Here is a 10,357-nt window from a genome sequence, read left to right on the forward strand (position 1 = left end):
CGGCAGAGATTTAGATTACGGCTAAAAACGCCGCACTGGTCACACTTTAGAGAAGATTATTAAAGAAATGCCAGCGGCTAAAAACCGCTGGCAGAAGAGTTACTTGTCGCCGAAATGAATGACGGTGCGGATGGATTTTCCTTCGTGCATCAGATCGAACGCCTCGTTGATCTGCTCCAGCGGCAAACGGTGGGTAATGAACGGGTCGAGCTGAATTTTACCGACCATCGCGTCTTCCACCATGCCGGGAAGCTGGGTACGCCCCTTCACGCCGCCAAACGCGGAGCCGCGCCAGACGCGTCCGGTCACCAGCTGGAATGGACGGGTTTTGATCTCCTGTCCTGCCCCGGCCACGCCGATGATGATGCTCTCACCCCAGCCCTTGTGGCAGCATTCCAGCGCAGAACGCATTACGTTGACGTTGCCGATACACTCGAAGCTGAAGTCCACGCCGCCGTCGGTCATCTCAACGATGACGTCCTGAATCGGTTTCTCGTGATCCTTCGGGTTCACGAAATCGGTCGCGCCCATTTCACCCGCCAGCTTGAATTTTTCCGGGTTGGTATCGACCGCGATGATACGCCCGGCCTTCGCCTGCACCGCGCCCTGAATCACTGCCAGACCAATGCCGCCGAGACCGAACACCGCCACGGTGTCGCCCTCTTTTACTTTTGCCGTGTTATGCACCGCGCCAATGCCGGTGGTTACGCCGCAGCCCAGCAGGCAGACTTTATCCAGCGGCGCCTGCGGGTTGACCTTCGCCAGCGAGATCTCCGCGCAAACGGTGTATTCGCTGAAGGTGCTGGTACCCATGTAGTGATAGATTGGCTCACCGTTGTAGGAGAAACGGGTGGTGCCGTCCGGCATCAGCCCTTTCCCCTGAGTGGCGCGCACGGCCTGGCAGAGGTTAGTTTTGCCGGATTTACAGAACTTACACTCGCCGCATTCCGCCGTGTACAGCGGGATAACGTGATCGCCTGGCTTCAGGCTGGTCACGCCCTCGCCCACTTCCACCACAATCCCGCCGCCTTCATGACCCAGCACCGCCGGGAAGACGCCTTCCGGATCGTCACCGGAGAGGGTAAATGCATCGGTATGGCACACGCCGGTATGGGTGATTTTGATCAGCACTTCGCCTTTTTTCGGCGGTGCGACGTCGATGTCGACGATTTTCAGCGGCTGGCCGGGGCCAAATGCAACAGCTGCGCGAGATTTCATCATGTCTTCCCTTTTTGTCAGGTGTGTGGATTTATTTTAGATAAGAGCGCAGCAAATGGCCGACTTCCGCCATGCGTACGGCTCGCTGATCCGGCGTTGTGTCTCCCGTCACCAGCTCGTCTTTGAGATGTATTTCAACCATTTCGCCCATCAGGCCATTGGCAGCCCCGCGCACGGCGGCAATTTGCTGCAGGATGGCCAGACAGGGGTCGCCCGACTCCAGCGCGCGTTCAAGGGCATCAACCTGGCCCCGAATGCGGCGGACGCGGGTAAGAATACGTTTTTTATCTTCGGGTGAGTGCGGCATATGCCCTCCTGATACTATAGGGGGGTATGGTATATGAGTTATCTTACAAATGTAAACTTACTTTTAGCATGAAACCTAGATCGCGCTGAGCTTATCCGGCACTCATCCCCCTGCCATCTTGCGCCAGCATTTGCAGCTCCTCCTGAAGCCATCGGGTCGCCCCCCGCTGGCCGCTGCGCTTATGCGAGTAAATTTTCACCTCAAATTTGGGAATAGAGAACGGCAAGGCAAAAATCCTCAGTTCCGCCGCCGCCACCAGCTTCTCGGCGGCGTAACGAGGAATGGCCATCAGCAGGTCGCTTTCCGCAACGATAAATGGCGCGCTCAGCATCGACGGCGTTTTGATCGCAATGTGCCGCGTATAGCCCAACTGCTCGAGCCGCACGTCCAGGACGCCCTGCTTTTCATTCCACGGCGTCACCACCAGGTGTCGGGCAGCGAGGTAATCCTCCAGCGTCAGCCGGGTCCGGCTTGCGTTGCTGATAACCACATACTCATCCTCAAACCAGCCGATCTCTTCCAGTTCCGGATGGCGGATATCGTCCTCGGTGCTGAAACCCAGCGCCAGATCCACCTCGCCCGCCAGCAGCTCCGTCAGCGCCGGGCTGTGCGGCAGATAGCGCAATTCGAAACGCAAGCCCGGGGCAGCAATCTGCAGCTTGTGCATCAGGGCGGGAAAAATACATAGCGCGGTAAAATCCGTAATCCCAATTTGCAAGCTTTCGGTACTGCTGGCGGCATCAAACTCCGGCTGCGGGGTCAGCTCCTGATTAAGGAACGACAATGCGGAAGCAATAGAGGGCGCAAGCTGAGTGGCATACACGCTGGGCGACATACGATGCCCTTCCCGAAAAAAGAGCGGATCGTTAAGGGCCGTGCGCAGACGCGACAGCGCATGGCTCAGCGCCGAGGTGCTCATCGCCAGCTCGTCGGCTGCGAGGCGAACAGAACGGTGGCGGTAAATGGCGTCAAAAACGGGCAGCAGGTTTAAATCAAGACGTCTCAGCGCCGGATGCATAATATTCATCATTTGTTGATTTCATTGCACTTAATTCTTCGGACAATACTCCGTATGCTTAACGCCATCAATCGCGAACCGTGCAAATAACAGGAAAAACAATGAGCATAACCCTTCGTCAGGCCCGTCCCGAAGATGCAGCGGCTATTTACGCCATGATCTATGAGCTGGCGGTATATGAAAAAGCCCCCGAAGAGGTCGTAACCACGCCGGACGAGATCCGGGAAACCCTCTTTGGTGCGGGCAGTAAAACCGAGGCGTTGATCGCTGAGTTTGACGGCAGGATCGCCGGCTATGCCGTGTTCTTCACCAGCTATTCGACCTGGCTTGGACGCAACGGGATTTATATGGAAGACCTGTACATTTCCCCGGACTACCGCGGTAAAGGCGCAGGCAGAGCGCTGCTGAAACATATCGCTCAACTCGCGGTAAAACGGCAATGTGGCCGCCTTGAATGGAGCGTGCTGGACTGGAACCAGCCCGCAATCGATTTTTATCTCAGCATTGGCGCGCTGCCGCAGTCCGAATGGGTGCGCTACCGTCTTGACGGCGAAGCGCTGCTCAAATTTGCCGAATAGCGGCACCGCTCAGCGCGAGGATCCCGACCAGGCGGGATCCTCGATTCCCGCCAGTACAGTCTGAAGACATTAATAACTTGTGCTACAATTCCATAAATTTCATTAACATATTGTAGAACATCATGAGTACAACCCCCTTCATCCGCCCGCAGCTCACCCTGCCAAACGGCGCCGATAAACTTCTGCTGCACTCCTGCTGCGCCCCCTGCTCCGGTGAAGTCATGGAAGCTATCCAGGCCTCGGGCATTGACTACACCATTTTCTTCTATAACCCCAACATCCATCCGCAAAAGGAATACCTCATCCGTAAGGAAGAAAACATTCGTTTTGCAGAAAAACACGGCGTGCCGTTTGTTGATGCCGATTACGACACTGATAACTGGTTCGAGCGTGCCAAAGGCATGGAGTGGGAGCCCGAGCGCGGCGTCCGCTGCACCATGTGCTTCGATATGCGCTTCGAGCGTACTGCGCTTTACGCGGCGGAAAATGGTTTCAGCGTTATCAGCAGCTCGCTGGGGATCTCTCGCTGGAAGAATATGCAGCAGATCAATGACTGCGGCCAGCGTGCGGCAGCGCGCTATCCGGGGATGGTCTACTGGGACTACAACTGGCGCAAACAGGGCGGCTCATCACGCATGATTGAGATCAGCAAGCGGGAACAGTTTTACCAGCAGGAATATTGCGGCTGCGTGTATTCCCTTCGGGACAGCAACCTGCACCGCAGGTCGCAGGGCCGCCCGCTTATCCGCATTGGCAAGCAGTATTACGGCCAGGATGAGAACGAAAAATAGCGCCCTCTTCTGGTGTAGATATATCCGAAAACCGGCCAATTCCCTCCGAAATTTAGCGTTCCGCCTCTCATCTTTTCAAAGAGAGGCTATCCTTTAACTATCAACAAAAGGAGGCAAAAATGTCTGATTTCGGTACTGATAAAAACACCCAGTTTGCTGAAGACAAAGCAAAAAATAAATTTGATGAACTTTCAGGTTCAGCCCAGCAGCAGTTCGGTGAATTCGTTGATTCACCGAAGCATCAGGTAAAAGGCGCTGCGAAAAAATATGCCGCACAGGCCAGCGATGCTGTCTCTGACGTGACTGAAGCGGTCAGAAATAACCCGCTAACCGGTCTTATCGCCGCAGGTGCGGTCGGTATTGTGCTTGGCCTGTTGCTGGGACGCAAATAAACAAGGCCCTTCGGGGCTTTATTTTTTAGCTGAACAATCTCACCATGCGGTCTAATTCCTCCTCTTTCACGGCGCGCGAGAGATAATATCCCTGAAAGTTTTTCACACCCAGCTCGACTAATTTTTCAAACTTCTCCTCACTGTCAACGCCCTCTGCAATGCAAGCTGTTCCGGTCATGTCGCTGTAAATCTGTATCGCTTTAATCAGATTATAATCGTTGTCGTTCGCCACAAAATGATCGACGATGTCCCGATCCAGTTTCAGCCCATCAAAATGCACCTGCCTCACGGGGAACATGGCATGATGGCTTGAGAAGCAGTCGTCAAGAAACAGTCTGCACCCCGTATTACGCAGGTGCCGCATGGTTTCTGGGATGCTTTTATCTTTCGTTACATCAATATCTTCCGCGAATTCAAAGACCAGCTTTTCTGCCCACTGGGGGTTAAGCAGCATGCCGATGGCTTTCCTGGCCATCTCTGGCAGCGCGTTCCCGGACGCCAGGCGAGGCGGTATGTTAACGGAAAAATAGAATTTACCGTTATATTTATTAATCCCGGACACGGCGGCGTGGATCACCATAGCCGTAATCTTTAGCCATACTTCATAATTAGCGATATTATTCAGAAAACGGGCTGGCTTGACTATTTTACCGTTCTTATTCCAGCGAATAAGTATCTCAAACCCCACCCCTTTCTTGTCACGATCGGTAATGATCTGGTAGGCGGGAAATATCTCCCTTTTCACCAGCGCATTAAAAACTTCCGCTTCTTTATCCGTGAAGTCCACTCTTTGATTTTGGCTTTTAATCCGCCTTTCCACTTTTACATTGCGCGGTTCATTCAACCATCGCTTGATACAATGTAATTTCTGCAGACCTTCTTTACGATGGGTGTAAACCGTTTTATTAGAAAGCCTCAGTTTGTCGCACAGGTCTTTTATAGACATGCCGCGATAGAAGTTCAATAAAACATCAACCTCTCTTCTTGTCAGCCATTTGAGCTTTTCTGACGAAGAACAGTCCAGATAGTAATCGCGTAATAAGCGCGAGCGGTCCTTAAAGCCATTATTGTGGGTGTGGAAACAGGTTATTACATCAGATACGCTGGCTACGCGAATCAATGATAATTGATGACTGTTATTTAGAAGACTACCCAGGGTTCGATACAGCCAGCTGTCCGGTATATCACCATACAGGGTAACACGACGAATAACAGGAAGTGCATTGAGTACGGATGCCAGTCGCGTCAGGCTCTCCAGTAGACCTACCGTACCTTTTCCCAGGAACACTACGATGTGAGCGTTTTGATGAATAAGGATATTTTCCTTGTCAGGATCAGATAACTCATCTCCATCAAAGTGAATATGCGCAGTCTCAATGCCGTACTTTTTGAGCAGCAGGTGATATCCCTGAAACGTAAAGCCGCAGGTTGAAATGACAAATCTTCGCTCGTTGCGCGCATCATTCCTGAGAGAAATTTGGTGGGTCATAACCTGCTCCTGGGCACGAAAGCGCCATTATTATTATGAGTATGTATACCAACAGCGGTGTGTATAATAATTTTACAATACACCATCAGGTTAAGATACTGTTATCAACGCCATGCACTGTAACATCTTTGCGTTAATCACCCTTTTTCCAAACATAAATATAACTCTATATTTCTTTTAAAATACCGACCGCAAGCCACTTTTTCTCAGGTATAATGAAAATTCCGAAAAAGAAGGCTGGATACTTCATCTATCGGCTCATCAAATACGAGAAAAATGCTATGGATAATCACATCTCATCCAGGGCCTTGCTACATCGAAGGGATGTTATAAAAAGCAACCCGCGGTTTAGTGAGGCAATATTAGAGCACTACACAATCAATGACGCCATCTACAAAAAACAACCCTTGTTCTACAAGACAATGCTTCAGGAATCTCGGTTTAACATTGTTCTTTCCATGTGTTGTTTTATATTTGGCAATCAGGCCGAATCCGTCTCAGAGATAAAAGAGTTATGTTCCCGCTATAAAATAGCCAGCCCCAACAGCGTTATTGCGATCATTACGTTACTCAGAACCACGGGACGCATCAGGACCTGGCGCTGTACGGAAGACCGGCGAAAAACGAGAATTGCCCCAACCGAAAAAGGATTGAATGAACTCAAACGCTATATGTCCGGTGCATTTTTACCCGTCAGCATTCTTTACCCGACGTTTAATATTGATGTTAACCTGCTGGATAATGACACATTGAGAAATAATTTCTTCCGCCGCGCGGCAGAATATCTTTTTAGGGGATTAACGTTCAGAAAAGTTTTACCGGAAGTGGGGTTATTTATTGATAAGGATGGAGGCCGCATGATTATGCTGTATCTTTACCTGCAGGCCATAAAAAACAAATCCGCCCACGGCGCGGTTATTCAATACTCCGCCAGCACGCTCGCTAAAGAATTCTTTGTCTCCCGGATCCACGTCAACCGGATTATCAAATCGGCGCATGAGGCAGGTTATCTTAAAGATCGCGGTGACGGTCGCCTGTCGGTGTATCCGGCGTTTTTCGAACTGGTCGAAAACTATGCCGGATTATATTTCGCTTATGTTACTCATTACATTAACGTGGTGCCGAAGGAGCGACGCCACCCAAACAACGTAACGTCAACGGTATAATACAAATGGCGTTCGGTATCCCGAACGCCAATCTTTATCTTTCGCGCAGCGCCTCTTTTGCCTTGTTCAGCGGTTTCAACAGATAATCCAGGATGGTTTTGCTGCCGGTTTTAATATCTACCGTTGCAATCATCCCTGGAAAGACCGGAAAGTCTTTGCCCTGCTTATTGGTCAGGTGGTTACTGTCGGTGCGGATATAGACGCGGTAGTAGTAGACATCTCTTTTCACCTCGTCCTGCAGGGTGTCCGGCGAAATCATGGTCACCTCGCCCTCCAGCCCGCCATAGATGGAGTAGTCATAGGCCGTAATTTTCACCAGCGCTTTCTGGCCAGGGTGGATAAACGCGACATCGCGCGGCGAGATTTTCGCCTCAACCACCATCTGGTCGTCCAGCGGGACCAGGCTCATCAGCTTGCCGTTCGGGGGAATAACGCCGCCCACGGTCGTCACGTCAATATCCTTCACAATCCCACGCACCGGCGCGTTGAAGGTCAGCCGGGTCAGGGAGTCCTCACGCCCTTTCATCACCGAACGCTGGGCTTCAATCTCCGCGTTGGCTTTCGCCAGCTCTTCACGGGCGCGGACGTAATACTGATTTTTCATCTCGGTGATTTTATTCTCAAGCTCATTTTTTTGACGCTCAAGACGTAACACCTCAACCTTGCTGGCCGCCCCCTGGGTCACCAGCGGACGGGTCAACGACAGCTCGCGCTGCACCAGCTCGGCGCCCTGACGTAAGCCGGCCAGCCCTTTTTCAAGGCTCTCGCGACGGGACTGATAGAGCGCCGTTTCCTGTTTGACCAGCTCAACGTCATCGTCCAGTTCCTCGGGAAACGCGAGTTCCGTGTCGTTAACTTCGGCCTTCAGTCGCGCAGCCGTTGCCAGCGCCGCGTTCAGACGAGACTCGCTCTCCAGCACGCTGGACTCGGTTTTAGTCCGGTCAAGCTGTGCCAGCTGCTGACCGCGCTCAACGATATCGCCTTCGCGAACCAGCAGGCTGTGGATAATCCCTCCTTCCAGGGACTGAATCACCTGCTCATGGGAGGACGGGATCACCTTGCCGCTGCCGGTCGTGACTTCGTCCAGCTGGAACAGGCTCGCCCAGGCGATAAACACCGCCAGCAGGGCGAACAGCGACCATGCTACCAGCGAGGAACGCGGCAGGCGCGGCTCTTTCAGACGGCTGTTATAACGGGAGAAATCGTTCATGCCGCACCCTCCTCTGCAACAGCCGCCGGCTTCATGGTCACGGTGCGCTGTGCCGCCTTTTGCGGCGCCAGCCCGTGCTGATGCAGAATCGCGTCGCGCGGACCGTCCATCACCACCTTGCCGTTTTCCAGTACAATAATGCGGTCGACCAAATCCAGAATCGGCAGGCGATGGGTTGCTACCACCAGCGTCCGGCGCTTGCCCAGCCATTTGTGAAGATGCTGAATAAACTGCTTCTCGCTCATCTCGTCCAGCCAGGCGGTAGGCTCATCCAGCAGCAGGATATTCGGGGCAGTGATCAGCGCGCGCGCCAGCAGCAGCGCCTGACGCTGTCCGCCGGAGAGGCCCGTTCCGCCCTCGTTGATGATGGTGTTCAGCCCCATTTTCTGCTTACGCACGTACTCCAGCGCGCCGCTATTGACCAGCGCTTGATGAATTTCATCGTCGGTGGCGAGAGGATTCCCCATCAGGATATTGTCCCGCACGGAGCCAAAGAACAGCCGCGCCTGCTGGCTAAGCAGCTGCATGTCGCGGCGCAGGTCGGCCGGGTCCAGATGATTGAGAGCAATATCGTCCAGCAGAATGCTCCCCTGCTGCGGCTCCTGCATGCCCGCCAGAAGCTGCAGCAGCGTGCTTTTACCGGAGCCGTTACGCCCAAGCACCGCCACGCGCTCACCGGCGCGAATCTGCAGTTTGCTGATGTTCAGCACGGTGAGTTTCTCTTCTTCGTCATAGTAGAAGCCGACGTCTTCCAGCCGGTAATCCCCGCGCAGGTGGGCTTTATGCACCTTCTTCCCGTGCTGCGGATCGTCAATCGGGCGCTGCATCAGGTCGTCCAGCCCCTTGCGGGCCACTTTTGCCGACTGCCAGCGCGAGAGCACGCCAGAGATTTGCGACAGCGGCGCGATGGTACGCGATGCCAGAATTGAGGTTCCCACCAGCGCACCGGTGGTCATGTCGCCGCTGATGACCAGGTAACAGCCCACCAGCAGGACCACCGCATAGACGATGGACTGCACCTCCTGGGTCCAGGTCAACAGCAGCCCCGTCAGCCAGCGCTGCTTCATGCCGACGCTGGCGGCCACGTCGTTGGTGTTGTTCCACTGGTTCTGGAATCGCTGCTCGGCGCGCATCAGCTTGATGTCTTCAATGCCCTGCACCGCCTCCACCAGCGTCGCGTTACGAATGGCAGATTCGCGCATCCCTTCGCTGGAGAGTTTCCCCAGCGGGCGCTGCACCAGCAGGCCCGGAATAAGCAGCAGCGGCACGGCGAGCAGGACCACCAGCACCAGTGGGCCGCCAATCATCCACAGAATAAAGACGAACAGCAGGAAGAACGGCAGGTCGGAGATCGCCGCAATGGTGGTCGAGGTGATGAGCTCGCGCACCGACTCCAGCTCGCGGATCTGGGCGATAAACGATCCGGTTGAATTGGAGCGCGCCCCGTTTTTAATTCGCAGCGCGTGGGCAAAGACGCGTTCTGAGATGCGCAGGTCGGCGCGTTTCCCCACCACGTCCGAAATATGCACGCGCAGCATGCGCATGATGAATTCAAACACGATGGCGAGCATGACGCCGCCAAACAGTACCCACAGCGTGGCCTCCGACTGCGACGGTACCACCCTGTCGTACACCTGCATGGAGAAGACCATGCCGGAGAGCGCCAGCACGTTAGCGACCAGCGCCACCAGCATGATGTCGCTGTAGCGGCGCCAGTCCTTCAGCGCCAGCTGCCAGAACCAGTTTTTCTCATACGGTTTGATGTAGTCGTCCACGCGGGCATCCGGCGTGGACTCAAGCGGGCGCAGTACCAGCAGCGTTTTCAACCGTGAGCCGAGCGCGTCCCGCGTTAGCGTCGTCTCCAGCCCGCCGTCGCCGCTGAACTGCAGGCTCACGTTGCCTTCGTTGTCCATGCGGTTAATGACCGCGATTTGACCGCCAGTGAATTCCGCCAGCAGCGGCAGGCGCCACGGATCGAGAGATGTTGCATCCGTCGCCACGCGCATTCCCAGCCCTAGCTGGCGCGCTATCTCCTCCAGCACCAGCTGGCGCGGAGACTGACTTTCATGGTTAATCGTGACCCGAACGTGCTCCACCGAAAAGTCCAGCCGGTAGTGCTTCGCGATGATGAGCATGCCCTGCAGCCAGGGTTCGTACTGTGGATGTGTCTTCATAATCTCCGTGTTAA

General features: G+C 54.1%; 10 protein-coding genes. 4 read left to right on the top strand and 6 right to left on the bottom strand.

Translation table 11 applies throughout. From position 1 onward, the window contains the following. Nucleotides 1-99: 99 nt before the first annotated feature. The 3 genes from INF77_RS15105 to INF77_RS15115 all read right to left on the bottom strand — a co-directional run bounded on the left by INF77_RS15105 (nt 100) and on the right by INF77_RS15115 (nt 2,555). Complete coding sequence (locus tag INF77_RS15105; RefSeq protein ID WP_041910069.1) at nt 100-1,218, bottom strand: S-(hydroxymethyl)glutathione dehydrogenase/class III alcohol dehydrogenase; 1,119 nt, start codon at nt 1,216-1,218, stop codon at nt 100-102. Nucleotides 1,219-1,249: 31 nt separating this feature from the next. Beyond that, the gene (locus tag INF77_RS15110; RefSeq protein ID WP_028013093.1) at nt 1,250-1,525 is read right to left on the bottom strand and encodes a metal/formaldehyde-sensitive transcriptional repressor; all 276 of its coding nucleotides are present in this window, start codon (nt 1,523-1,525) and stop codon (nt 1,250-1,252) included. A 91-nt stretch (nt 1,526-1,616) separates the two neighbouring features. Beyond that, nucleotides 1,617-2,555 (bottom strand): LysR family transcriptional regulator, encoded by a 939-nt coding sequence (locus tag INF77_RS15115; protein ID WP_193531849.1) that lies wholly within the window; start codon nt 2,553-2,555, stop codon nt 1,617-1,619. An 89-nt stretch (nt 2,556-2,644) separates the two neighbouring features. Between INF77_RS15115 and INF77_RS15120 the strand changes: the two genes are divergently transcribed. The 3 genes from INF77_RS15120 (at nt 2,645) to INF77_RS15130 (ending at nt 4,304) form a co-directional block, all read left to right on the top strand. Continuing rightward, the gene (locus INF77_RS15120; protein ID WP_045260478.1) at nt 2,645-3,121 is read left to right on the top strand and encodes a GNAT family N-acetyltransferase; all 477 of its coding nucleotides are present in this window, start codon (nt 2,645-2,647) and stop codon (nt 3,119-3,121) included. Nucleotides 3,122-3,243: 122 nt separating this feature from the next. Next, nucleotides 3,244-3,912 (top strand): epoxyqueuosine reductase QueH, encoded by a 669-nt coding sequence (locus INF77_RS15125; RefSeq protein WP_193531848.1) that lies wholly within the window; start codon nt 3,244-3,246, stop codon nt 3,910-3,912. A 119-nt stretch (nt 3,913-4,031) separates the two neighbouring features. Continuing rightward, entirely contained in the window at nt 4,032-4,304 is a 273-nt protein-coding gene (locus tag INF77_RS15130) for a YqjD family protein (protein ID WP_028013089.1), read from the top strand. A 25-nt stretch (nt 4,305-4,329) separates the two neighbouring features. Here the strand turns inward: INF77_RS15130 and INF77_RS15135 are convergent, their stop codons facing one another. Continuing rightward, entirely contained in the window at nt 4,330-5,793 is a 1,464-nt protein-coding gene (locus INF77_RS15135) for an EAL domain-containing protein (RefSeq protein WP_193531847.1), read from the bottom strand. 281 nt (nt 5,794-6,074) lie between these two features. Here INF77_RS15135 and INF77_RS15140 point away from each other — a divergent pair, with 281 nt between their 5' ends. Beyond that, complete coding sequence (locus INF77_RS15140) at nt 6,075-6,959, top strand: hypothetical protein (protein ID WP_063438049.1); 885 nt, start codon at nt 6,075-6,077, stop codon at nt 6,957-6,959. Nucleotides 6,960-6,993: 34 nt separating this feature from the next. On the opposite strand, the gene INF77_RS15145 is transcribed toward INF77_RS15140, so the two are convergent. After that, nucleotides 6,994-8,169 (bottom strand): HlyD family type I secretion periplasmic adaptor subunit, encoded by a 1,176-nt coding sequence (locus INF77_RS15145; RefSeq protein WP_028013086.1) that lies wholly within the window; start codon nt 8,167-8,169, stop codon nt 6,994-6,996. After that, nucleotides 8,166-10,343 carry a type I secretion system permease/ATPase gene (locus INF77_RS15150; protein WP_193531846.1) on the bottom strand — a complete coding sequence of 726 codons (2,178 nt, stop codon included), beginning with the start codon at nt 10,341-10,343 and terminating at the stop codon, nt 8,166-8,168. Before INF77_RS15150 ends, INF77_RS15145 begins: the two co-directional genes overlap by 4 nt. Nucleotides 10,344-10,357 lie beyond the last annotated feature (14 nt).

It is taken from the genome of Enterobacter cloacae complex sp. P1B (assembly GCF_014982345.1).
Taxonomy (GTDB): domain Bacteria; phylum Pseudomonadota; class Gammaproteobacteria; order Enterobacterales; family Enterobacteriaceae; genus Enterobacter; species Enterobacter bugandensis.

Excerpts from the sequence above, each read along its gene's own strand:
- INF77_RS15135 (WP_193531847.1), bottom strand. The coding sequence starts at position 5,793 with ATGACCCACCAAATTTCTCTCAGGAATGATGCGCGCAACGAGCGAAGA.
- INF77_RS15150 (WP_193531846.1), bottom strand. The coding sequence starts at position 10,343 with ATGAAGACACATCCACAGTACGAACCCTGGCTGCAGGGCATGCTCATC.
- INF77_RS15125 (WP_193531848.1), top strand. The coding sequence starts at position 3,244 with ATGAGTACAACCCCCTTCATCCGCCCGCAGCTCACCCTGCCAAACGGC.
- INF77_RS15120 (WP_045260478.1), top strand. The coding sequence starts at position 2,645 with ATGAGCATAACCCTTCGTCAGGCCCGTCCCGAAGATGCAGCGGCTATT.
- INF77_RS15130 (WP_028013089.1), top strand. The coding sequence starts at position 4,032 with ATGTCTGATTTCGGTACTGATAAAAACACCCAGTTTGCTGAAGACAAA.
- INF77_RS15110 (WP_028013093.1), bottom strand. The coding sequence starts at position 1,525 with ATGCCGCACTCACCCGAAGATAAAAAACGTATTCTTACCCGCGTCCGC.
- INF77_RS15140 (WP_063438049.1), top strand. The coding sequence starts at position 6,075 with ATGGATAATCACATCTCATCCAGGGCCTTGCTACATCGAAGGGATGTT.
- INF77_RS15105 (WP_041910069.1), bottom strand. The coding sequence starts at position 1,218 with ATGAAATCTCGCGCAGCTGTTGCATTTGGCCCCGGCCAGCCGCTGAAA.
- INF77_RS15145 (WP_028013086.1), bottom strand. The coding sequence starts at position 8,169 with ATGAACGATTTCTCCCGTTATAACAGCCGTCTGAAAGAGCCGCGCCTG.
- INF77_RS15115 (WP_193531849.1), bottom strand. The coding sequence starts at position 2,555 with ATGATGAATATTATGCATCCGGCGCTGAGACGTCTTGATTTAAACCTG.